Source organism: Plantibacter elymi (nom. nud.), from assembly GCF_900177795.1.
GTDB classification, from domain to species: domain Bacteria; phylum Actinomycetota; class Actinomycetes; order Actinomycetales; family Microbacteriaceae; genus Plantibacter; species Plantibacter elymi.
Map to the genome: position 1 here is coordinate 383,754 of NZ_FXWJ01000001.1, position 23,592 is coordinate 407,345.

Below are 23,592 nucleotides of genomic sequence, written 5' to 3' on the forward strand. Positions count from 1 at the left end.
TCAGGCGGTGGCGGAGGGTTCGGCGGCGACCGGCGGTGCGTAGCCGAGTTCGGCGGAGATCGCGGTCGTGGTGGCGAGGAGCTGCGGCAGGAGGGCGCGGACGCCGCTGTGGGGGAGGACCATCGTCGGGACCGAGATCGACACCGCCGCGGTGACCCGGCCGTCAGGCCCGAACACCGGCGCGGCCACGCAGTTCATGAAGCTCTCGTGCTCCTCGTGGTCCTCGGCCCATCCGCGTTCGGTCGAACGCTCGATCTCGGCGAGCAGGGCGTCGGCGTCGGTGATGGTCTTGTCGGTGTACCGCTCGAACACGATGCCGGTGACGACGCGTCGACGCTCCGCCTCGTCGAGTCCACCGAGGAGGACCTTCGCGACCCCGGTCGCGTACAGGGAGGCGGGCAGGCCGACGCGCGAGTACATGCGGAGGGGCTGACGGGACTCGACCTTGTCGATGTAGAAGACGGAGCCGCCCTCGTAGGCGGCGAGGTGCACCGTTTGGCCCGTGGCCGCCCCGAGCGCCCGGATGTGCGGCGCGGCGACGCCGCGGACGTCCTGCTCGTCGAGCGCGGTCTGGGTCAGCTCGAACATCGCCCGCCCGAGGTGGTACCGGAACGACGCGTCGCGCGTGACGAAGCCGTGCTCCTCGAGGGTGTTGAGCAGGCGCAGCACCGTGGTCTTGTGCACGCCGGCTGTCGCCGCGAGCGCGTCGAGGGAGTTGGTGCCCGAGACGATCTCGCGGAGGAGGTCGAGGGCCCGGGACAGCGATTGACTCATGCGTCGATCATCCCGTGCGCGCCGACGGTCGTCCACGGCAGCGGGCGGTCGGCGGTGATGCGCCACGACGCCCACTCCTCATCGGTCGCCTCGACGATGGTGTCCACGCCTTTCGCGTCGGGTACGAGCTCGGGGCGGTCGCCATGGCAGATGAGCGTCGACGCCGCGACCGCGTGGCCGAGCCGCGTGCAGGCGGTGTCGGAGCGACCCGAGGCCAGCCCGGCGAGGTAGCCGGCGGCGAACGCGTCGCCCGCGCCGACGGTCTCGACGACGTCGACCGACAACGACCGCACCTCGATGCCCGCCTCGGAGCCGCGGTGGAGGGTGGTCGCTGCGTTCTCCTCGTCCTTGAGCACGATGCGCTGCAGGGTCGGCAGCTCGGCGAAGAGGCGGGCGGCGTCCGTGTGGCCGAAGAACAGCTCCGCTTCGTCGACGCCGAGGAACAGGACGGACGCCTGGTCGAGGAGACGGTGCAGCGGGGCGGTCGAGCGACGTTCCCAGAGTCGCGGGCGGAAGTTGAGGTCGACGCTCAGGATGGTGCCTCGGGGCAGTGCGCCGCCCAGCTCGCCCACGAGCAGCGCGGTCGAGTCGGAGAGGGCCGGGGTGATGCCGGAGGTGTGCACGATGGCGGAGGCGGTGATGGCCGCCCGGGTCGCCTCGTGTCGCAGGGTGTCGGCGCCGAGCTGCGACGCGGCGGACTCGCTGCGGTAGTAGTGCATCCGCGGTCGACGGTCGCCGTCGGCGCTCACGACCGTCTCCTTGACGTAGAGGCCGGTGGGCCGGTGGTCGTCACGTTCGACGGCGTCGGTGAGCACGCCGTCGTGCCGGGCCGTCTCGAGGATGTAGTCGCCGAAGCCATCGGCCCCGAGGCGTGAGATCCAGTGGGTGGGGACGCCCAGGCGCGCGAGGCTGGAGGCGACGTTGAACTCGGCGCCACCGACAGCCGTCTGGTAGGCGCGTGCCTCGGCGACCGGAAGCTGGCCCTCGGGCAGGAGGACGACCATCGCTTCGCCGATCGTGCTCACGCTGGACGGTGACGTCGTCATCACGGTTCCCCTCGCGTCTCGGCCGGGTCCGGTTGACGGCCTGTGGACGTAATGCTAGAACAGACGTAGCGCCGGATGCAATGTCGGTTGCAAGATGCGCAACGCTTGACGCTCGCGACGTCGGCAGCGCTCGATCGTGAAACGAGGAGACCATGACGGACGACTTCGATGCCGGCGCGCTGGGCGCGCTCGACGGCAGCCTCAAGGGCTTCCCGCCGGCGTCCGTCGGAACCGACGCCGCCGCGTTCCTCGCCGGTCGACCGGCGCTCGCCGATTTCACCACCCCGCTCGTCACGCTCGACCGCTCGGCGATCACCGACAACGTCGAGACCATGCGGCAGTGGTGCGACCGCACAGGAGTTGGCCTCGCGCCGCACGGCAAGACGACGATGAACCGAGCCCTGTGGCAGCGTCAGCTCGACGCGGGTGCCTGGGGCATCACCGTCGCGACCCCGTGGCAGCTCTCCATCGCGCTGGACTGGTCGATCCCCCGCGTGATGCTCGCCAACGCCCTCGTGCAGCCCGAACACCTGCGCGCCGTCGCGCGGTCCCTCGACAGCGGCGACGCCGAGATCGTCGTGTGGGCCGATTCCGTCCGAGCCGTGCAGATCATGTCGCGCGTGCTCGCCGAGCAGCCACCCCGTCGCCCCCTCCACGTGCTCGTGGAACTCGGTGCGCCGGGCGGCCGCACCGGAGCCCGGGATCAGGCCACCGCGCTCGAGATCGCCGAGGCCGTCGTCGCCTCACCCGAGCTCGCGCTCACCGGCGTCAGCGGCTACGAGGGGGCCCTCGCGCACCACGGCGACGACGGTTCGCTGCAGATCGTCCGCGACTACCTGGAGTCGCTCGCCGCGCTCCACGGCGCGCTCCTCGCAGGCGGCCGGTACGACGAACGTGTCCGGACGCTCATCGTGACCGCCGGGGGCAGCGCCTACTTCGACGTGGTCGCCGAGGTCCTCGCCGGACTGCGCGACCTCGACGGTGCTCACGGACGCGCCGTCGACGTGCTGCTGCGCTCCGGCGCGTACGTCACCCACGACGACGGCTTCTACCGCGGGATCACGCCGCTCGGCCGCCACGAGGGCACCGGCGACTTCCGCTCCGCGATCCACGGCTGGGCGACGATCGTCTCCCGCCCCGAGCCCGGTCTCGCGCTCATCGACGGCGGGAAGCGCGACTTCCCGTTCGACGAGGGACTCCCCGAGGTGCAGGGCGTCCGCCGCGCCGGGTCCGCCACCGTCGAGCCGCTCCCGGGCGCGACGACCACGGCCATGAACGACCAGCACACTTTCGTCTCCCTGCCGCCCGGCAGCGACGCCGAGGTCGGCGACGTCATCCGCCTGGGCCTCTCCCACCCGTGCACCACCTTCGACAAGTGGCGTGCCCTCGTCGTCATCGACGACGTCCGTCTCGCCGAACCGAGCGCCGTCGACGCCGTCACCACCACCTTCGGCTGAGCCGACCCGAACAGGAGCCCCGCATGACGCTCGAGACCCCTCCCACCACGCCGCACGCCCTCGACGCACTGTACGCCGACCGCGCCATCGCCGTCGTCCGCGTGCCCGTCATCCCCGACCCGGTCGAACTCTGCCGGGCGCTCGCCGCGGGCGGGATCCGCAGTGTGGAGTTCACCTTCACCACGCCGGGCGTCGAAGCGCTCATCCGCGCCGCGGCCGACGCGATCGGCGACCACGGGGCCGTGATCGGCGCGGGGACGGTCGTGGACCACGACACCGCGCAGCGCGCCGTCGACAGCGGAGCGCAGTTCCTGGTCACGCCCGGTCTGAGCGAGGAGGTCGCCGAGGTCGCCACCGCCGCCGGCATCCCGTTCCTGCTCGGGGCGATGACGCCGAGCGAGGTCATGCGCGCCGCGTCGCTCGGTTCCCACGCGGTGAAGATCTTCCCCGCCGCCGCCATGGGGTCCGGCTTCCTCAAGGACCTCAAGGGTCCGTTCCCGGGTCTCCGGCTCGTGCCGTCGGGCGGACTGCACGCCGGCAACGCCCGGGAGTACATCCAGGCCGGCGCAGCCGCCGTCACCGCGGGGTCGAGTGTGGTCGGTGCGGCCGACATCGCCGCCGCCGACTGGGCCGGGGTCACCGAGCGCGCGACCGCCTTCACCACGGCGGCCCTCCTGCCGTGACCTCGCGACCGACGGCCGGTGCGCGCGCGGTGGTCATCCGCGGCGCTCGCATCGTCGACGGCACCGGCGGACCGAGCGTGCACGGGTCACTGCTCCTCGACCGGGGCCGCATTGCCGCGATCGGGGCGTCCGCCGAGGCCGACGCGCCCGCCGACGCCCTGATCATCGACGCCGACGGTCTCGTCGCGTCGCCCGGCTTCATCGACATGCACGCCCACTCCGACCTCGCCGTCCTTCGCGACCACGAGCACCTCGCGAAAGTCTCGCAGGGCGTCACCACGGAGGTCCTCGGACAGGACGGGCTCTCCTACGCCCCGACGGACGACCGCACCATGTCGATCGTCCGACAGCAGATCGCCGGCTGGAACGGGCAACCCGACGACGTCGACTTCGCGTGGCGGACCGTCGGCGAGTACCTCGACCGGGTCGACCGCGGGGCCGCGCTGAACGTCGCCTACCTGGTGCCGCAGGGCTCCGTCCGGATGCTCGTGGTCGGCACCGAGAACCGGGCTGCGACCGCTGACGAGATCGCTCGTATGCAGGAGCTCGTCGCGGCGGGTCTGCGGGAGGGGGCCGTCGGGATGTCCTCCGGCCTCACCTACGTGCCCGGGATGTTCGCCGACACCGAGGAGCTCGTCGCGCTGTGCCGCACCGTCGCGGAGCACGGCGGCTTCTACGCACCGCACCAGCGCTCGTACGGCAAGGGTGCACTCGAGGCGTACGCGGAGATGATCGACATCAGTCGTCGTTCCGGGTGCGCGCTGCACCTCACGCACGCGACGATGAACTTCGGCGTCAACGCCGGCCGGGCCGCCGAACTCGTGGCCCTCATCGACGCCGCCATCGCGAACGGCGTCGACATCACGCTCGACACCTATCCCTACCTGCCGGGTTCGACGACCCTGTCGGCGTTGCTGCCGAGCTGGGCGGCGGTCGGCGGGCCGGACGCGACGATCGAGCGTCTGGGCGACGACGACGTCCGGGCGCGGATCCGATACGAGCTGGAGGTCCTCGGCACGGACGGCTGTCACGGTGTCGTCACCGACTGGGCCACGATCGAGATCTCCGGCGTCGCGAACCCCGAGCTCGCCGGCTTCGTCGGACGGACCGTCGCCGACATCGCCGCCGAGGACGCGGGACACGCATGGTCGGGCGACCCGACGGCCCTGTTCTTCGCGCTCCTCGAAGCCGATCGGCTCGCGACCGGCATCCTCCAGCACGTCGGCGACGAGGCCAACGTGCGCACGATGATGGCGCACCCGGCCCACACCGGCGGGAGCGATGGGATCCTCATCGGCGCGAAGCCACACCCGCGTGCCTGGGGCACCTTCCCGCGCTACCTCGGCCACTACGTCCGCGAGGAGGGGGTGCTCGGGCTGGAAGACGCCGTCGCCCACCTCACCTCGCGACCGGCCGCGCGCCTCGGCCTCAGCGACCGCGGCGTGCTCCGCGTCGGAGCCGTCGCCGACCTCGTCCTCTTCGACCCTGCGGCCATCGCCGACCGCGCGACGTTCGCCGAGCCCCGGCAACAGGCCGCCGGCATCCCGTGGGTGTTCGTGAACGGTGCCGCCGTCATCGCCGACGGTCGACGCACCGACGCCGTCCCCGGCCGCTCGATCCGCCGAAGCCCGGCCTGACCGCTCCCTCGTTCCTCCCCGCCCCGCGCCCACAGACACAGAAGGTCCTCCCATGCCCATCACCGCCCTCGCGCGCAGCGTCGTAGCCGCCGCCGCACCAGCCCCGAGCGATCCCATCGGATGGCTGCAGCAGACCACCCCCGGACTGCTCATCCTGTGTGCGGTCGCCATCGCGGTGCTGCTGTTCCTCATCATCCGGGTGAAGCTCGAACCGTTTATCTCGCTCTTCATCGTCGGCATCGGTCTGGCGCTCGCGACCGGGACGAGCATCTACCAGATCGTCGGCGTGGCCGTGCCGGACCCCTTCGACGACGAGCAGATCAAACCGGGGGCGTCACTCCTCGAGACCGGCTTCGGCGGCATCCTCGGGCACATCACGATCATCATCGGTCTCGGCACCGTGCTCGGCGCGATCCTGGAGCGCTCCGGCGGTGCCGACGTCCTCATCCGGAAGCTCCTCGGTCGCTTCGGGGAGCGCGGCGCTCCGATCGCGATGGGGCTCACCGGTCTCATCTTCGGCATCCCCGTGTTCTTCGACGTCGGCATCTTCGTCCTCGCGCCCCTCGTCTACATCACCGCGCGTCGCGGCGGGAAGTCGCTCGTGCTCTACGCGCTCCCGATGCTCGCCGGCCTCTCGATGACGCATGCGTTCCTGCCGCCGCACCCGGGACCGACGGCGCTCGCCGGCACGTTCGAGGTCGGGCTCGGCTGGCTCATCCTCATGGGCTTCCTCTGCGGTATCCCCGCCTTCATCGCGTCGGGCATCGCCTGGCCGCTCTGGATCGGGAAGCGTGTCATGGTCTCGGTTCCCGAGGAGTACGTGCTGGAGCCCGAGGACGACGCCCCCGAGCGCAAGGACGTCTCGCTCTGGAGCGTCGGTCTCATCATCATCACGCCGATCCTGCTCATCCTCGCCGCCACCTTCGGGGCCCTCGCCCTGCCGAACGGCCCGGTCCTCGAAGCGTTGACACTCATCGGCAACCCGGCGGTCGCGCTCACGATCGCCGTCTGCCTCGCGTACTACGTGCTGGGGGTGCGGCGCGGCATGACGCTCGCCGAGCTGGGCGAGCTCTCCGGTCAGTCGCTCCGGCCGATCGGCATGATCCTGCTCGTCGTCGGTGCGGGTGCGTTCTTCGGCGCAGTCATCTCAGCGACGGGTGTGGGCGCGGCACTGGCCGAGGTGCTCGGTTCGCTCGGCCTGCCGATCATCGTGTCCGCGTACCTCATCAGCTCCGGCCTCCGCATCGCGCAGGGCTCGGCGACCGCGGCCATCGTGATCACGGCGGGGATCCTGCAGCCGGTCGTGCTCGCGGGCGACTACTCGCAGCCGCAGCTGGCGCTCATCGGCATCGCGATCGCGGCGGGTTCGATCACGCTCTCGCACGTCAACGACGGCGGGTTCTGGATCATCGCGAAGTACTTCAACATGTCGGTGAAGCAGACGCTGGCGACCTGGACCGTGCTCGAGACGATCCTCTCGGTCGTCGGCTTCGGGATGGTCGCCCTCATCTGGCTCTTCGTCTAGTTCCGGGTCGTGACCGTCGGTCCAGTGCCTTTCTCAGCAGTGTTCGGGCGCGTCGGTGCCGGGTGAGGCCGGCGCGCCGGAGGACTCCTGAGAAAGGTCACTGAGCGGTAGTTGGTGCCTTTCTCAGGAGTTTCCGGGCGCGTCGGTGCCTGGTGAAGCCGGCGCGCCGGAGGACTCCTGAGAAAGGGACTCGGTCGACGTCAGAAGAGGCGGGAGTCGCTGTCGTCGAGGCCGCGCATCGCGTCGTAGTCGAGGACGACGCAGCGGATCCCGCGGTCCTGGGCGAGGGTGCGCGCCTGCGGCTTGATCTCCTGGGCGGCGAACACGCCCTGCACGGGGGCGAGGAGCGGGTCGCGGTTCATGAGTTCGAGGTAGCGGGTGAGCTGCTCGACGCCGTCGATGTCGCCGCGGCGCTTCAGCTCGACCGCCACGGACGCCCCGGTCGCGTCGGTGGCGAGGATGTCGACCGGACCGATCGCGGTCATGTACTCGCGGCGGATGAGTCGGTAGCCGTCGCCGAGGAGCTCGATCTGCTCGGCGAGGAGCTTCTGCAGGTGCGCCTCGACGCCGTCCTTCTGGAGGCCGGGGTCGACGCCGAGCTCGTGCGTGCTGTCGTGGTGGACCTCGTGGATCGACACGATGAGCGCGTCGCCGGTCTTCTTGTGCGTGACCTTCCACAGCTCCGTGATACCGGCTGCCGCTTGCGTCTCATCGGGCTCGACCGTCGTGAGCACGCAGGGCGGGCTCATCCAGTTGAGCGGCTTGTAGGAGCCACCGTCGGAGTGGACGAGCAGGCTGCCGTCGTTCTTCACCATGAGCAGCCGCTTGGCGAGCGGCAAGTGAGCCGACAACCGTCCGGCATAGTCGACCGAGCACTCCGCAATCACCAAACGCACGACGACGAGCCTACCCTCCGCGCCTGGCTGTCCAACGCGCACTCGGACCCCGGTGGGTGTGCACAACTCCTGCCGGCCATTGAGAGCGGCCGCTCCCCTCGCAACAGTTCCGCCCGCAACTCCTGCTGATCTTCCCTCCGTCGGGGCCTGAGCCCCCTGTTCTCGGCTCGACGAGGTTGTAGGTGATGCGAGGAGCAGGAGTTGCGAACCGTGCGCGGGCGGCGGACTGGCCGCAAGCAGGAGTTGTGAACCCTCGCCAGGCGGGGCGTGCCGGCGGACGAACCGGGCTCAGCGCTTGCGGCGGCTGCTCTCGCGGGCGGCCGGAGAGGCCAGACCGGCGAACACGATGAGCACGAGCACGACGAACAGGGCGTTCAGCAGGCCGATGGCGTCGCCGAGGATGCCGATGAGCGGCGGACCGACGAGGAACGCGCAGTAGCCGATCATCGCGACCGCGCTCACCCGTGCCGCAGCGCGCTTGGAGTCGTCGGCCGCGGCGGACATGCCCACCGGGAACCCGAGCGAGGCGCCGAGTCCCCACAGCACGGTGCCGAGGACCATGAGTCCGGTGACCGGCGTGAGGATGAACAGCACGAGTCCGGCGATCGCCGCGCCGGCCGACACCTGCAGCACCGGCACCCGCCCGAAGCGGTCGATGAGCGGCCCGCCGACGATGCGACCGACGGTCATCGCGGTGACGAACACGCCGTAGACGAGCGCACCGGTCGTGTTGCTCTGCTCGTGGCCGTCGACCACGGCGAGTGCGAGCCAGTCATTGGCGCTGCCCTCGGCGAACGCCATCCCGAGCATGATGACGCCGATGAGGATGAGGCGGCCGTCGGCCCAGACGGAGAGGCTCTCGCGGAGACGGTCCTGCCACGGGGACTTCGGTGCGTCGTCCAGCTCATCGGCCACCATCTGCTCGGCCGGAACGAAGCGCACGGCGACGACGGCGACGATCGCGATGACGACCGCCATGACGAGCGCGTGCCAGAACACCTCGAGACCGGCGGCGGACGCGAGGGCGCCGAGCCCTGCTCCGGCGACCGTGCCGAAGCTGAAGCACGCGTGCATCAGCGGCATCACCGTCTTGCCGAGCTCCTGTTCGGCCGCGGCGCCCTCGACGTTCATCATGACGTCGAGCGCTCCGTTCCCGAAGCCGAAGATGATGAGCCCGACGAGGACGATGCCCTCGAGCGGCACGAGGCTCGCGCCGATCCCGATGAGGAGCAAGCCGGTCGCGACGAGCCCGAGCGTGAGCTGCATGCCGTGTCGCGGGCCGAGACGCGCGAGGAGGTGCTGCGAGGCGACGAGGCCGAGGATCGATCCGATCGACATGCCGAGGATGAGCAGCCCGACGGCGCCGGTGGTCAGCTCGAGGTTGTCGCGGATGGCGGGGATGCGCGCCACCCACGTCGCGATGCTGAGGCCACTCAGTGCGAAGATCACGAAGATCGCGTTGCGCCAGGCGAGGAGTTCGCGGCGTGGGCGCAGGGCGACGGGTGCGGTGTGCGGGTTGGTCGGCTCTGACACAGGGTCCTCGGGATCGGTGCTGGTGCGCCTGGGCGCTCGGTGGAGCGGGGTGGTGAGGCCCGTGCATCTTGGCGGATCTGGCGGAAATCGAATCGATTCGATTCCGTCGACTAAGCTAGCAGATCGTGGACCAGGAATCACGCCCCTCGCGACCGACGCTCGCCGATGTCGCCGAGCGCGCGGGGGTGTCGCCGTCGACCGCCTCGCTCGCGTTCAGCGGCGCCGGACCCGTCTCCGAAGCGACCAAGCAGCGGGTGCTGCAGGCTGCGGCCGACCTCGACTACGCCGGCCCCGACCCGCGGGCCCGCTCCCTCCGCCAGGGACGCAGCGGCATCGTGGGAGCCGTCGTCGCCGGTCGGATCGGACACTCCTTCCGCGACCCGGTGATGGTGCAGACCCTCGACGGACTCGCGGACGAGCTCGGCGCGGTCGGTGCCGGTCTGCTGCTCCTGAACGATGCGCAGGAGGGCACCCTGCAGTTGAGCAACGCACCGATGGACGGCGTCGTCCTCATCGGCTGCAGCCCGAACCTCGACAGCTCGGTGGCGATCCTCAGCCGACGGGGCATGCCGATCGTGTCGATCGAAGGACTCGCGGCCCTCGGCGTCCCCGACATCGCCGTCGACAACCGCGGCGGCGTGCGTGAGGAGGCGCGACACCTCGCAGATCTCGGCCACGAGCGCGTCGCCGTCGTCACCCTCAACCTCGACCCGACCGAACGCCGCGGCCCGCTCACACCCGAGTGGGAGCGATCCGCCACGACGGTCCCGGCCATCGAACGCCTGCAGGGCCTCCGCGACGTCTTCCCCGACGCGCAGGGGTTCGTCACCACGGGCTCGTCGCTCGAGGAGGGCCGGGTCGCCGGACACGCCATCCTCGACGTCCCGGCGGGTGAACGTCCGACGGCGATCGCCGCGCAGAGCGACCTCCTGGCCGCCGGCGTCATCCGCGCAGCTGAGGAGCTCGGCATCTCCGTCCCCGCGGAGCTCAGCGTGGTCGGGTTCGACGGCATCCGGGTCGAGGGGCTCGACTACGACCTCACGACGGTGTGGCAGCCCTCTCGGGAGAAGGGGTCGGCCGCCGGCCGGGCGATCGTCGCCATGCTCGACGGCCGCGATCCGGAGTGCGAGCAGTTCAGCGTCCGGTTCCACCCCGGAGCGACGACGGCACCGGCGCACCGGGCCCGGTGATGCGACCGACCACCCTCTCGTCCATCGCCGACCTCGGGGAGCTGGCCGAGGCGCTCACGGGGTTGCGCGCGGCGGCCGGTGCGCCGTCGTTCGCCGAGCTGGCCCGGCGGGTCGGTGCCCTCCGGCTCGGACGAGGTTCCCGCGACGCCCCCGGCAAGGTGACGGTCTACGACTGCTTCCGCACCGACCGGCATCGGGTCGACGCCGAACTCATCCACGACCTCGTCCTCGCTCTCGGAGCCTCGGCCTCAGCGGCCGCCGAGTGGCGCACCACTGCTGCGCGCCTGAACGGTGCGACGCTTGGAGGCCCGGTGTCCGCCTCCGTCCTGCCGGCAGCTGAGGGATCGACGTCCACCGGCGTGGAGCCCGCTGCCGCACCCGTCGTCGTCCTCACCGGGCTCCCCGGGGTCGGCAAGGCCGAGTACGCGAGGCGGCTCGCCGAGGTCGAACGCCGCCGTACCCCCGGTGCGGTGGTGCTCCTCGTCCGGTTACACGGATTCGAAGACGGCCAGCGTCCGGCGGAAGCGGACGAGGTCCTGCGCGAACTGGTGCGCGCCGTCGGAGGTCGGTCCGATCGTCGCCTCGACGCCGCAGCGCTGCGCGAGAGGCTCCGAACGGCGGCGCGCGACCGCCGGATCGTCGTCCTGCTCGAGGACGCGTTCTCCGCAGCGCAGCTCGCTCCACTCCTGATCGCCGACCACGCCCGGGGTCCCGCCGGGTGCGGTCTCCATCTGATCGTGACCTCGCGAGCCCGGCTCGACGGCCTCGAGGCACTGGCGGCCGCCGAGGGACTCGCGGTGGACCGTCGGACCGTCCTGCCCCTCGAGACCGAGGAGACGGTCCGGCGGCTCTCGGCCGCGACCGCCTCGCGGCGTCCGACGTCCTCCTCGTCCGACGACGCGGCGGTCCACCGGCTCGCGAAGGCGATCAGCGGGATCCGTCTCGACCTCGACCTCGTGCTGCGCTTCATCGAAGACCACCCGGACTGGTCGCTCGCCGATGTGGCCGAGCGCTTCGGCGACCGCCCGCGGCGCGACCACGCGGTGCCGCTCCTGGAACCCTCGGTCGCCGCCGTCGGACCGGACGCCGCGACCCTGTTCCGGCGGCTCGGCCTGCTCCGCGGCCCAGTACGGCTGGACGTCGTCGAGACACTGCTGGACGACGCGGGTGCGGATGCGCCGACCTCGGTGCGCCTGCTCCGTCGCCTGGCGGACATGCACCTGGCCACCGTCTCGGAGCGGGCCGTCGAACTGCACCCGCTCGTCCACACCGCGGCCCACCGGCTCGCGGTCGAGCAGGAGCGCCCGTCGGTCCTCGTGGTGCTGGCCGGGCGTGTGTTGGACCGGTTCCGCGAGTTGATCGGCTCCGTCCGCTTCGACGCGTCCCTCGCCGACGGGCTGGTGGCCGCCGCAGCGCTCGCGGTCGACCAGCGGGCGGGCGACGCGCTCGCCGCGGTCGTCTTCGACGTGGTGGAGCCGGTGGGTGATGCCGGCTACTGGAGCCATGCGGCCGAACTCCTCCAGCTCGCCGCGCCGTTCGTGCCGCGGGACCGACGAGGCACGACCGCGGAGCTCCTCGCCCGCGCCTTCGAGAAGCTCGGTCGGTACGACGACGCCCTCGACCACCTGCATCGGGCGAGCCGTCTCCTCACCGAGGAGCAGCCGGGTCGCACGATGAACGTGATCGCCAATGTGGAACGCCAACTGGGACGGATGGCGGAGGCCGAGCAGTCGTATCTCCGCGCCGCTCGGATCGCGGCCGCAGCCGGCAATCCGATCACGCGAGGGCGCGCGATCGGCAACCTCGGCAATCTGTCGCGCATCACGAGCCGGTATCGCCGATCGGAGCGGTTGTTCGATCTGGCCGATGCGGTGAGCGCTCGAGCCGGGGATGACGTCAATCGGACGATCGTCGAGTCGAACCGTGTGCTCCTGCTCCAGGCGCAGGGTCGGTTCGACGAGGCGCTCCGGCGCTGCGCGACCCTGCTCGAGCACGGCGGTGCCGGCGTCAACCGCGGATACCTCCTCACCCAGCGCGCCACGATCCTGCTGGACCTCGACCGTGTGGCCGAGGCGGAGGCGGCCCTGCTCGCGGCAGGGGCGGACGACGGCGGTCCGACGACGTTCGACGAGGACGCCGAGATCGCCATCCAGCTCGCCCAGGTCGCTCGTCGACGCGGAGACCTCGTCGAGGCCGCGCGTCTGGCGGACACCGCCCTGGCCTCGGCCGAGCGTGTCGGCTACCCACTCCTCCGCTCCGACGCTTGCAGCACCCTCGGCGAGATCGCCGCCGACACCGACGACGCCGGGACCGCCGAGCGCTGGGCGCGATGCTCGCTCGAGCTCGCCGAACTGCTCGGTGACCGAGTCGAGCAGGCGCGGGCGTTCGAGACGATCGGGAGAGCGGCGGCGATCCGCGGCGACCGAGCGGCGGCCGACGCCGCGTTCACCACCGCCGCCGACCTCCTCAGCGCGGTCGGCCACTGGCGAGCCACGGCCGTCCAGACGATGCGCGCGAACCTCGCTCGGGCCTGACCCCACCGCCGCCACGCGTGCGCGACCTCCGTTCGTCGACCTCGGCGAGTCGTTCGGGCTCGTTCGGGCGGCTGGCTCGGAGCCGCGGCGCTCCGGCACCATCGGTTCGGGCACGCCGTGGAGCATGCCGCCACCCCAGACGACCGGCCGGGCGACGCGTGTCGCTCGGTCCATGCCAGGAGAAGGACGAACCACATGACGCACCGCACACGATCGATGAGCCGGCTCCCGCGCCTGGTCGGAGGAGGTGCTGCGCTTCGTCTTCGCCGCGGCCCTCGCCGGCTGCTCCAGCGGTTCCGTCTCGGTCGGCGAGACGGCCACCGTGACCCTGCCTGCCAAGATCGCGGGGAACGACGACCAGGACTTCGCCGTCACGGTCGCCTCGCTCGACGCGGCACCCGACGAGGTGACCGCGCAGATCGGCGGTGACGACGACGTCTACTTCGCCTTAATCGAGTTCGCATACGAGGGGGACGCCACCGCCGAGGTGCTCGCGCTGCCCTGGAACAACGTCTACGCCGAGCTGTCGGACGGAAGCTTCCTCGAGACGTCGTTCATCGGTCTCACGGAGTGCACCGGGACACCGGACGACCCGACGGCGGCTGCGGAGGACCTCGTCGGTGGCGAGACGATCACGGTCTGTGTGCCGCTGTCCTCGACCGATGGCCTCGAAGTGACCGGCGTCTCCGTGGGCGGTTCCGACGTCGGGGCCGGCGGAACGGTCTGGAAGCGATGAGCGGCGGGCAGCAGCCTGGCCAGCAGCCGGAGCAGGAACCGGTTCAGGCGGGTGGACCGGAGACCCCACCGCAATGGTCCGTCGAGGAGTGGGGGAGTTCGCCGTTCGGGTGGTTCGCCGGCGCGGGGATCGGCGTGCTCGTCGCCGTGCTCTGCTTCACCCCGATCTGGGACGAGGTCGCCGGGCGGAGCACCGGACGACGAGCCGGTTTCGGTGCGCTGCTCGGTACGATCGGGCCGTTCGGCGTCGCCGCGATCGCGCTGGCCGTCGCCGTCGTGTTCGTGGTCGTCGGTGTCCGGAAGCGACGCGCCGGCGACCGCGGCTGATCGCCCGAGCCGGCATCCGGCCGACGATACGGACGGCGTGCCCCGTAGGGTGGAGGAGACGCTCGAAGGAGACCCATGACCGACCAGCCCATCGCCACCGCAGCACTCGTCCAGCAGGAGGCGGCAGCGCTCGCCGTGTCGCTCGCACCGGTGTACCAGGATCTGCACGCCAATCCGGAGCTCTCCTTCGCGGAGCACCGGACGGCCGCCCTCATCGCCGATCGCGTCACCGGTCTCGGCTACGGCGTCGCGACGGGGATCGGTGGAACCGGTGTCGTCGGTGTCCTGGAGAACGGCGAGGGACCGACGGTCCTGCTGCGGGCCGACATGGACGGCCTGCCCGTCCTGGAGGAGACGGGCCTCGACTACGCGAGCGTCGCGCGCGGGGTCGACCCGGAGGGCAACGACGTCCCGGTCATGCACGCCTGCGGCCACGACGTCCACGTCACCTGTCTGCTGGGTGCCGCCGAACTGCTCGCTGCGCGGCGCGACACCTGGTCCGGGACGCTCGTCGTCCTGTTCCAGCCGGCCGAGGAGGCCGGCGGCGGTGCGCAGGCGATGGTCGACGACGACCTCTACGCACGCGTCCCGAAGCCCGACATCGTGTTCGGCCAGCACGTCGGTCCGCTGCCGGCCGGTGTCGTCGGCACGCACGCCGGTCCGTCCTTCGCCGCGACCGACGCCTACCGCGTCACCTTCCACGGCCGCGGCGGGCACGGCTCCCGCCCGCAGTCGACGATCGACCCGATCGTGATGGCGGCATCGGCGGTCGTCCGCCTCCAGAGCATCGTGTCCCGCGAGGTCGCCGGAACCGACACCGCGGTGCTCACCGTCGGCACGATGCACGCCGGCACCAAGAACAACATCATCCCCGACACCGCGCAGATCGGCGTCAACATCCGCAGCTACGAACCGCACGTGCGCGACCGCGTCGTCGGCTCCATGGAGCGCATCATCCGGGCCGAGGCCGCAGCGTCGGGCGCCGAGCGGGAACCGGTGATCGAACACACCGAGGCCTTCCCGGTCCTCGTGAACGATCCTGCGGCGACCGCCGACGTGACCTCGGTGTTCGCCGACGCCTTCGGTGCCAACCGGGTCGTCGACCCCGGTCTCGTCACGGGGAGTGAAGACGTCGGCATGCTTGCGACGGCCGCCGACGCTCCCATCGTCTACTGGATCCTCGGGGGTGCCGACCCACAGGCCTTCGCCGCGGCCTACGCCTCGGGGCGCATGGAGCAGGACCTCCCCGGCAACCACTCCTCGAAGTTCGCGCCGCTCATCCACCCCACCCTCGACACCGGCATCGCCGCGCTGTCGCTCGCCGCGCTGTCGCGTCTGGCCGCAACGGCGGCCACCGCATGATCGTCGTGACGACGGACACCGTCGCCGGACACCGCATCGACGCCGTCCTCGGCGAGGTCGTCGGGCTCACCGTGCGAGCTCGCGACTGGGGCTCCTCGATGTCGATCGGCTTCTCGGCGCTCGGCGGCGGCGAGGTCCCGGGGATGACCCAGCTGCTGTTCGAGTCCCGCCAGGAGGTCATGCGACGACTGGTGGCCGACGCGGAACAGCGCGGCGCGAACGCGGTCCTCGCGATGCGTCTCGAGACCACCGACATCGGCGGTGCGTGGACGCAGCTGACCGCCTACGGCACCGCGGCGTACCTCGTCCCGATCCCCGCAGGCGAGCCCGGAGCGACCGGCCAGTCCGCCTATGCGGCGGCGCAGCCGGACGCCCCGAAGCCACGCGGCGACGTCTGACGGCGGGGCGGACGAGGGGTGCGGTCTCGTTCCGACCTGCCATGACCTGACTCGACCTGACCCGCCCGATCACCGCGCCGACGCAGACGGAGGAGACCCATGACCGCTTGGATCGACGAACTCATCACCGAGGTGACCACGGCTGTGCGGGAGCGCAGTGACGAACGGGTGGCCGAGATGTTCGAGCGCTGCTTCGCCGACACCCTGCACAGCACGATGACGCCCATGCCGGACGGCACCGTCTTCATGCTCACCGGCGACATCCCGGCGATGTGGCTGCGCGACTCGAGCGCCCAACTCGCGCCCTATCTCCACTTCGCAGCCGACCACCCCGAGCTGGCCGAGCTGCTCGTCGCCGTCAACCGCCGGCAGCTGGACGCGATGGCGCTCGACCCCTACGCGAACGCGTTCAACGCCGAGCCGAACGGACACGGCCACCGCGACGACCGCACCGACGCGTCGCCCTGGGTGTGGGAGCGCAAGTACGAGATCGACTCGCTCTGCTACCCGCTCCAGCTCGCACACGACATCTGGCTGGCGACCGGGCGCCGCGACCACCTGGATGCGCGATACCGCTCCGCCGTCGTCGCGGCGATGGAGGTCTGGCGCGTCGAGCAGCACCACGAGGAGCGCTCGCCGTACCGGTTCCAGCGGTTCGACGCGCCACTCTCCGACACGCTCGTCCGTGACGGACTCGGGCCGGAGACGGCGTGGACCGGGCTCTCGTGGTCGGGGTTCCGGCCGAGCGATGACGCAGGGCGGTACGGCTACAACGTTCCGGGCAACCTCTTCGCCGCGGTGACGCTCGCCGGGGTCGAATCGATCGCTGCCGATGTGCTCGATGACGAGGCACTCGCCGCGGAGGCCGGTGCGCTCCGGCGCGAGCTCGAGACCGCGATCGACGCCCACGGTGTCGTGACGACCGATCAGTACGGCGACGTCTACGCCTACGAGGTCGACGGGTTCGGCAATGCGCTCCTGATGGACGACGCCAACGTGCCGAGCCTGCTCTCGCTGCCGTTCCTCGGCTGGTGCGCGCCCGACGACGCCCGGTACCTCGCCACCAGACGGTTCCTGCTCAGCGAAGACGACCCGAGCTTCTTCGTCGGGTCCGCCGCTCGCGGGATCGGGAGCCCGCACACGCCCGACGACCACATCTGGCCGATCGCGCTGTCCATCGAGGGCCTCACCTCGCAGGACGAGCAGGACCGCGCCCGCCTGCTCGACACGCTGCTGCGGACCGACGCCGGCACGGGGGTCATGCACGAGTCGTTCCACAAGGACGACCCCGACATCTTCACCCGCCCCTGGTTCTCCTGGGCCAACGCGATGTTCTGCGAGTTCGTCCTCGACGTGGTGGGTCTGCGCACGCACGTTCGGCGTCCCGTGCCCCGAGCCGACTGAGCGGACCCGCCGCCTCGTGCGCCGGCTCAGAGCAGTCGCAGCTCCTGAGCACGGGTGACGGCCCTGGTCCGGTCGGCCACGTCGAGCTTCTCGAAGACGTGCAGCAGGTGCGTCTTCACCGTCGACTCCGAGATGAACAGCGCCGCCGCGATCGACCGGTTGCTGTTGCCGGCGGCGACGAGCGCGAGGACCTCGAGCTCGCGGGCGCTGAGTTGCGGGCGGGCTGGGTTCCCGCCCTGCATGCGGCCGACGAGCGTCGCCGCGATCGTGGGCGCGAGCACCGTCTGACCGGCGACCACCGAACGGATGCCCGCCAGGATCTCCTGCTCGGGCGCCGCCTTCAACAGGTAGCCGCCGGCACCGGCCTCGATCGCGCCGAGGATGTCGTCGTCGGTCTCGTAGGTCGTCAGCACGAGCACTCGGACGCCTGGCACGCGCTGCACGATGCGCGCCGTCGCCTCCGCACCGCCGAGGACCGGCATGCGCAGGTCCATGAGCACGAGGTCGGGCCGGTGCTCCTCGGCCGCAGCGACCGCCGCAGCGCCGTCCGCCACCTCGGCCACGACCTCGAGGTCGTCCGCGCGCCCGAGCAGCGCGACGATGCCCGACCGCACGATGGGGTGGTCGTCCGCGACGACGATCCTGATCCGTGTCATCGTCCCTCCTCCACGGTTCCTGACCCTGTCGAAGGGCCGCCGGCCGAGACACCGTCCGTGCTCCCTGAGCCTGTCGAATGGCGGCTGGCTGTGTCATCCCCGGTCCCTGAGCTTGTCGAAGGACCTGCTTCGATCGTCACCGGCACTCGCACCCGCACCGTCGTCCCCGCTCCGGCGGCACTCGCGAGTTCCACCGTTCCGCCGAGCAGCGTCACCCGGTCGTGCATGCCGTGCAGCCCGAAGCCTGCGCCCGGACTGGTCCCGAGCAGCGCGCCGTCCGGGTCCGCGATCCCGACCCCGTCGTCGGAGATCCGCAGTTCGGCCCAGCCGTCGTCGACGGTGAGCGCCAGCTCGACGCGGTCGGCGGCGGCGTGCTTCCGGATGTTCGCGAGACCCTCCTGCGCACTCCGGAGCAGCACGACCTCGGGCGCGCGCTGGAACCGTTCGGACGGAGCGTCGATGTCGACGGCCACACCTGTCTCGCGGGCGAACCGCTCGCCCAAGCGGCGGAGGCTGTCACCGAGCGTCGTGTCGGCAGCCGGCATCGCAGCCGTCGTGGCCACGAGGGACCTCGCCTCGCGGAGGGCGTCGCGTGCCGTGCTCTCGATGAGGTCGATGCTGTCGAGGGCGGCGATCGGCCGACCGTCCAGCGGGGAGGCGTCCGGCGTGCCCGCGACGGTCTCGCCGACCTCGGAACGGGCGCGTTGCGCGAGCAGCACCACACTCGTGAGGCTCTGCGCGATGGTGTCGTGGATGTCGCGAGCCATGCGTTCGCGTTCGGCGGCAGCCCCGGCCTCCCGGCTCGCCCGTTCTGATTCGGCCTGAGCGGTCTGCAGACTCACGAGGAGTCGCGCCTTCTCGTCGCCGAGCTCGGCGATCCGGGTGATCCACAGACCGAGGGACAACGCGAAGACGAGCGAGACGCTCTGGATCGCGAGCCCCTGCAGGATCGCCTCCGCGGTGGCGCCTTGTCCGACGATGAAGCCGACGGCGAGGGTCGCGGCGCTCGCGATGTTGAGGACGATCGCGTTCCGCGTCTTCGGTGTCAGCACCCACAGCAGCGGGAATACGAGGCACTGCAGGGTCAGGACGTTCGGTGAGAACGCGGTCCCCACGGCGGTGAGTGCGATGAGGGTGATCGCGAACCAGAGCCCGCCCTGCGGACGCTCGAGCGTGCGTCGCCCCGCCGTGTAGTAGACGAGGCAGAGCACCGCGAGCACGATCCAGACGCCGACGACCCGTTCCGGTGCCCCGGCCGCGCTGACGCTCACGAGCGCACCGACGATCACGCACCCCGCGCCGAACGCGACATCCCACCATCGTCGTCCGTCCATGTCCCAACCCTCCCATCCCTGCTCGCGAACTGTCACTTCCTGCTAGTCCCGGCGGCGTACACCCACCGGAACTGACAGTTCGCGGGCTAGGAGCGACGGACCCAGCGGAAGGTGAGGCGGGTGAGGACGAGGCCGACGACCGCCCAGACGACGAGGACGAGCGCGACCATCGGGAGGTCCCAGCCACCGGACGGCTCCTGCGAGGCGAACCCCTCCGGCAGGAAGACGGAGCGCATGCCCTGCGCGATCCACTTGAGCGGGAAGACACTCGCCACGTTCTGCAGCCACTCGGGGAGCATCGTGAACGAGAGGTAGACGCCGGAGATGAACTGCAGCACGAGCACGATCGGGATGATGACGGCCGTCGCGCTCTTGCCCGTGCGGGGGACTGCCGACAGGGCGATGCCGAGGACCGCCGACGTCGCGATGCCGAGCAGGTAGATCCAGGCGAAGGTGAGCCACCGCTCGGGCTCGGTCGGCAGGGTGACGTCGAACAGGAACCGGGCGACGAGCAGCAGCAGCGCGATCTGGAGGACCGAGGTGACGAGGACCTGCCCCATCTTCCCGAGGAAGTAGGAGATCACCGGAAGTGGGCTGCCGCCGAGGCGCTTGAGCGTGCCGTCGCTCTTCTCCGTCGCGATGTCGGTCGCGAGGTTCTGGACGCCCGAGAGGAGGATACCGGCGGCGATCATGCCGGGGAGGTAGAACGCCGCCTGGCTGACCCCGCCGGTGCCGTCGGGCGCCTCGCCCACGTTCCCCATCGCGCTGAAGGCGGTCGAGAAGATCGCGAGCATCACGACGGGGAAGAGGAAGGTGAAGAACACCTGGTCGCCGGAGCGGAAGTAGATGCGGGTCTCGTAGCCGATCCGGCTGGCTCCGAGCCGGAGAGTGCGTCCGCGGGGGAGTGCCGGGACGAGCGCGTTGGTGGTGCGGTCGATGGTGGTCATGCGCCGACTCCTGTCGTGGTGACCTTGGTGGCCGGTGACGGTGCTGCTGATGAAGTGGTTGACGTCGCAGCGCCGTCGGCCGCGTGGACGAGCCCGAGGTAGATGTCCTCGAGGCTCGGACGGATGACTTCCAGGTCGCGTGGCTCTCCGCCCAGTGTCGCCGTGAGATCGGCGACCCGTGCGGCCGGCGACTCGGTCCGTTCCTCGTGGAGGCCGTGCTCGTCGCGCCAGCGCACCACGGGGATCCGGGCCTCCGCGCCGCCGATCTCGTCGACGGCGCCGATCTCCACGAGCCGACCAGCCGCGATGACGGCGACGCGGTCGGCGAGCTGGGCGGCTTCGTCGAGGTAGTGGGTGGTGAGGAGGATGGTCGTGCCGTCACGTTTGAGCGAGCGGATGAGTTCCCAGAACTGCCGACGCGCCTCGGGGTCGAAGCCGGTCGTCGGCTCGTCGAGGAAGAGGAGCGCTGGGCGGCCGACCACCCCGAGGGCGACGTCCACCCGCCGGCGCTGGCCCCCCGAGAGCTTGCCGATGCGCGTGCCCGCCTTGCTCGTGAGCCCGACCGCCTCGATGACCTCGTCCACCTCCCGCGGGTGCGCGTAGTACCGGGCGAACTGTGTGAGCTGCTCCCGGACCGTGACGTTGGCGGCCTCGGCACTCGACTGGAGGACGATGCCGAGGCGGGCCTTCCAGTCGAGACCGCCCTTCGCCGGGTCGACACCGAGGACGCTCGCCTCGCCGCCCGTCCGGTGGCGGTAGCCCTCGAGGATCTCGATCGTGGTGCTCTTCCCGGCACCGTTCGGGCCGAGGAGGGCGAAGGTCTCGCCCTGGTGGATGTCGAAGGAGACCCCGTCGACGGCGGTGAAGTCGCCGTACTGCTTGCGCAGCTCGCGGACCTCGATGATCGGTCGTGTGCTCATGGTGTCCATGCTCGTCCGCTGCGACGCGCAGCGGTAGCGGTGGAGGGGCTGATCCTCGTATCCACCGATCGGTTGATGCGCGGGGCACCGGAGGTCTCATCGTGCCAGCGCAGCCGACCCGACGCGCACGAACGCCCACCCGCCCGACGAGGGCGGATGGGCGCTGGTGTGACGCTGCGGCGGCCTAGCCGAGTGCCGCGGTCGAGACGACGACGACGAGGTCCTCGACGTTCTCGAACCCGGCGGTCTCCTGGGTGAGCTGGGTGAACGGGATGCCGATGATCGTCAGCCCGTCGAGCGATCCGGTGAACGTACCGGCGGCTTCGGTCACGCTCGCGCCACCGGCCGTCGCGTTCGCGGCTGCTGCGGTGAGGGAGGCAGCGCCGCCGGAGAGGACGGCGTAGCTGCCCGAGGCGGCACCCGCTTCATAGCTGAGGATGCACACCGTCGGCAGGTCGCCGAGGACCGCGGCCGGAGCGAAGGTGGCCTTCGCCGCGGCGACAGCGGCTGCCGGGACCGCGACGCCGCTGGCCGCGCTGAGCGTGTTGACCTGCTCTTCGGTGCACTTCGTCGCACCCGATGCCGGCTCTTCCTGGGCAGCGTCCTCCGTGGCCTCGGGCGCGGTCGTGGCGCTCGTCGAGGGTTCGGAGTCGGCCGGTGCGTCGCCGCTACTGCAGGCGGCGAGCCCGAAGAGCCCGATGACGGCAACGGCGGCCACCGCGGAGACGCGGAGACGGTGGTGAGCGGAGCGTAGTGACATGGTGGTTCCCCCTGGAATCGTGAGCGTTGACGGATGCTCACGTCCAGGATGGGGGACCGAGGCGACAGCCTCAATGGGGACAACTCCCCAGTTGTCGGTCAGGCGCCGGTGCGCATCCAGGCCGTCGTGCGAGCTCGAAGCCCGAGGGTGGTCGCGCGCGCACCGAGGTAGCCGACGAAGAAGGTGAGTGCCAACCAGGTGAGTCCGGTCTGCCCGCCGGGTGCCCAGGCGAGGACCGCGAGCGCGAACGGCAGGAAGACGAGCGTGTTGAGCAGCCCGGTGATCGCGAGGTACTTCGCGTCGCCGGCGCCGATGAGGACGCCGTCGAGGACGAAGACGACGCCTCCGAGCGGAGTGGTGACGGCGAGCACGATGATCGCGGGCACGATGAGCGCCGCGAGGTCGGGGTCGCTCGTGAAGAGCAGGCCGATGACCGGGCTTGCGAGCGCGATGACCAGGCCGAGGACGATCCCCGAGCCGACGCCCCACTGCAGGCATCGGACGAGGACGGCGCGCACCCCTGCGACGTCGCCGGCCCCGAGCCCCTTGCCGACGAGGGCCTGCGCGGCGATCGCGAGGGCGTCGAGCGCGAAGGCGAGGGTGGCGAAGAGGGTCATGACGAGCTGGAACCCGGCGAGTTCGTCGGTGCCGAGGTCGGTCGCGACGAACACGGCGATGAGCATCGCGGCACGGAGGCTGACGGTGCGGAGGAACAGCCACCCGCCGGAACGGGCCGCCCCACCGAGGCCGGCGCGATGCGGTCGGAGACGTGCTCCCGTCCGACGCACGTGGCGCAGGACGACGACGAGATAGGCGACGACCATGCCCCACTGTGCGATGACGGTGCCGATGGCGGATCCCGCGATGCCGAGTCCGAGGCCGTAGATGAAGAGGAAGTTGAGGCCGATGTTCGCGGCGAACCCGGCGCCGGCGACCACGAGGGGCGTGGTGGTGTCCTGCAGGCCGCGGAGGAGCCCGGTCGCACCGAAGACGAGCAGCATGGCAGGGATGCCGAGCATCGAGATGCCGAGGTAGGTGTCGGCCTGCTGGGCGACGGCGTCCGTCGCACCGAACAGCCCGACAAGCGTGGGGGAGAGCAACCATCCGGCCGCACCGATCACGACACCGAGCCCGAGCGACAACCAGAGGCCGTCCACCCCGAGCGACACCGCGCCGCGCTCGTCGCCGTGACCGAGACGCCGGGCGACCGCAGGCGTCGTCGCGTAGGCGAGGAACACCATGAGTCCGATGACCGTCTGCAGGACGGCACTCGCGACCCCGAGGCCGGCGAGTGGCACGACGCCGAGGTGGCCGATCATCGCGGAGTCGGCGAGGAGGAACAGCGGCTCCGCCATCAGCGCCCCGAGCGCGGGGACCGCGAGCCGGAGGATGTCGCGGTCGACAGGCCGCAGCCGTCGCCTGTCCTGTCCCGTGGTCACCCGCCGAGCCTAGCCGCGGGTGGTGACACGCCGCG

21 protein-coding genes are annotated in these 23,592 nt (G+C 71.2%); 11 read left to right on the top strand and 10 right to left on the bottom strand.

All coding sequences use genetic code 11. The features are described from left to right. Nucleotides 1-774: an IclR family transcriptional regulator gene (locus CCK91_RS01850; RefSeq protein WP_086472611.1), complete on the bottom strand. Its 774-nt coding sequence runs from the start codon at nt 772-774 to the stop codon at nt 1-3. Further along, nucleotides 771-1,820, bottom strand: coding sequence for a sugar kinase (locus tag CCK91_RS01855; protein ID WP_086472612.1), 1,050 nt, complete (start codon nt 1,818-1,820; stop codon nt 771-773). The genes CCK91_RS01850 and CCK91_RS01855 overlap by 4 nt, the downstream gene beginning before the upstream one ends. 152 nt (nt 1,821-1,972) lie before the next feature. On the opposite strand from CCK91_RS01855, the gene CCK91_RS01860 reads away from it, so the two are divergent. Genes CCK91_RS01860 through CCK91_RS01875 form a run of 4 tightly spaced genes read left to right on the top strand, consistent with a single transcriptional unit; the run spans nt 1,973 to nt 7,122 of the window. Next, complete coding sequence (locus CCK91_RS01860) at nt 1,973-3,277, top strand: alanine racemase (RefSeq protein ID WP_086472613.1); 1,305 nt, start codon at nt 1,973-1,975, stop codon at nt 3,275-3,277. A 23-nt stretch (nt 3,278-3,300) separates the two neighbouring features. Next, nucleotides 3,301-3,960 (top strand): bifunctional 4-hydroxy-2-oxoglutarate aldolase/2-dehydro-3-deoxy-phosphogluconate aldolase, encoded by a 660-nt coding sequence (locus CCK91_RS01865; protein WP_086472614.1) that lies wholly within the window; start codon nt 3,301-3,303, stop codon nt 3,958-3,960. After that, nucleotides 3,957-5,597, top strand: a complete 1,641-nt coding sequence (locus CCK91_RS01870; RefSeq protein ID WP_242664202.1) for an N-acyl-D-amino-acid deacylase family protein — start codon at nt 3,957-3,959, stop codon at nt 5,595-5,597. The genes CCK91_RS01865 and CCK91_RS01870 overlap by 4 nt, the downstream gene beginning before the upstream one ends. A gap of 52 nt (nt 5,598-5,649) precedes the next feature. Then, entirely contained in the window at nt 5,650-7,122 is a 1,473-nt protein-coding gene (locus tag CCK91_RS01875) for a GntP family permease (RefSeq protein ID WP_086472615.1), read from the top strand. A gap of 200 nt (nt 7,123-7,322) precedes the next feature. On the opposite strand, the gene nucS is transcribed toward CCK91_RS01875, so the two are convergent. Beyond that, nucleotides 7,323-8,018 (bottom strand): endonuclease NucS, encoded by a 696-nt coding sequence (gene nucS, locus CCK91_RS01880; RefSeq protein WP_086472616.1) that lies wholly within the window; start codon nt 8,016-8,018, stop codon nt 7,323-7,325. 288 nt (nt 8,019-8,306) lie between these two features. Then, the gene (locus CCK91_RS01885; protein ID WP_242664203.1) at nt 8,307-9,551 is read right to left on the bottom strand and encodes an MFS transporter; all 1,245 of its coding nucleotides are present in this window, start codon (nt 9,549-9,551) and stop codon (nt 8,307-8,309) included. 125 nt (nt 9,552-9,676) lie between these two features. Here CCK91_RS01885 and CCK91_RS01890 point away from each other — a divergent pair, with 125 nt between their 5' ends. The 7 genes from CCK91_RS01890 (at nt 9,677) to CCK91_RS01920 (ending at nt 17,501) form a co-directional block, all read left to right on the top strand. Next, nucleotides 9,677-10,741: a LacI family DNA-binding transcriptional regulator gene (locus CCK91_RS01890; protein WP_242664204.1), complete on the top strand. Its 1,065-nt coding sequence runs from the start codon at nt 9,677-9,679 to the stop codon at nt 10,739-10,741. After that, nucleotides 10,741-13,275, top strand: coding sequence for a hypothetical protein (locus CCK91_RS01895; protein ID WP_086472618.1), 2,535 nt, complete (start codon nt 10,741-10,743; stop codon nt 13,273-13,275). Before CCK91_RS01890 ends, CCK91_RS01895 begins: the two co-directional genes overlap by 1 nt. Nucleotides 13,276-13,522: 247 nt before the next feature. Further along, complete coding sequence (locus tag CCK91_RS01900; RefSeq protein WP_086472619.1) at nt 13,523-14,011, top strand: hypothetical protein; 489 nt, start codon at nt 13,523-13,525, stop codon at nt 14,009-14,011. After that, the gene (locus CCK91_RS01905) at nt 14,008-14,337 is read left to right on the top strand and encodes a hypothetical protein (protein ID WP_086472620.1); all 330 of its coding nucleotides are present in this window, start codon (nt 14,008-14,010) and stop codon (nt 14,335-14,337) included. Before CCK91_RS01900 ends, CCK91_RS01905 begins: the two co-directional genes overlap by 4 nt. Before the next feature lie 75 nt (nt 14,338-14,412). Next, nucleotides 14,413-15,699, top strand: a complete 1,287-nt coding sequence (locus CCK91_RS01910; protein ID WP_086472621.1) for an amidohydrolase — start codon at nt 14,413-14,415, stop codon at nt 15,697-15,699. Further along, entirely contained in the window at nt 15,696-16,097 is a 402-nt protein-coding gene (locus CCK91_RS01915; protein ID WP_086472622.1) for a YbjQ family protein, read from the top strand. The genes CCK91_RS01910 and CCK91_RS01915 overlap by 4 nt, the downstream gene beginning before the upstream one ends. Nucleotides 16,098-16,196: 99 nt before the next feature. Beyond that, entirely contained in the window at nt 16,197-17,501 is a 1,305-nt protein-coding gene (locus tag CCK91_RS01920) for a glycoside hydrolase family 125 protein (RefSeq protein ID WP_086472623.1), read from the top strand. A gap of 26 nt (nt 17,502-17,527) precedes the next feature. On the opposite strand, the gene CCK91_RS01925 is transcribed toward CCK91_RS01920, so the two are convergent. From CCK91_RS01925 to CCK91_RS01950, 6 genes are all read right to left on the bottom strand, one after another. Further along, on the bottom strand, nt 17,528-18,157 hold the full coding sequence (locus tag CCK91_RS01925) for a response regulator (RefSeq protein WP_086472624.1): 630 nt from the start codon (nt 18,155-18,157) through the stop codon (nt 17,528-17,530). Continuing rightward, nucleotides 18,154-19,491 (bottom strand): sensor histidine kinase, encoded by a 1,338-nt coding sequence (locus tag CCK91_RS01930; RefSeq protein ID WP_086472625.1) that lies wholly within the window; start codon nt 19,489-19,491, stop codon nt 18,154-18,156. The genes CCK91_RS01925 and CCK91_RS01930 overlap by 4 nt, the downstream gene beginning before the upstream one ends. Before the next feature lie 86 nt (nt 19,492-19,577). Further along, nucleotides 19,578-20,438 carry an ABC transporter permease gene (locus CCK91_RS01935; RefSeq protein WP_086472626.1) on the bottom strand — a complete coding sequence of 287 codons (861 nt, stop codon included), beginning with the start codon at nt 20,436-20,438 and terminating at the stop codon, nt 19,578-19,580. Next, nucleotides 20,435-21,367 carry an ABC transporter ATP-binding protein gene (locus CCK91_RS01940; protein ID WP_369821866.1) on the bottom strand — a complete coding sequence of 311 codons (933 nt, stop codon included), beginning with the start codon at nt 21,365-21,367 and terminating at the stop codon, nt 20,435-20,437. Before CCK91_RS01940 ends, CCK91_RS01935 begins: the two co-directional genes overlap by 4 nt. A 175-nt stretch (nt 21,368-21,542) precedes the next feature. After that, the gene (locus CCK91_RS01945) at nt 21,543-22,118 is read right to left on the bottom strand and encodes a hypothetical protein (protein ID WP_085511350.1); all 576 of its coding nucleotides are present in this window, start codon (nt 22,116-22,118) and stop codon (nt 21,543-21,545) included. A gap of 98 nt (nt 22,119-22,216) precedes the next feature. Then, entirely contained in the window at nt 22,217-23,557 is a 1,341-nt protein-coding gene (locus CCK91_RS01950) for an MATE family efflux transporter (RefSeq protein WP_255377968.1), read from the bottom strand. Nucleotides 23,558-23,592: the final 35 nt, after the last annotated feature.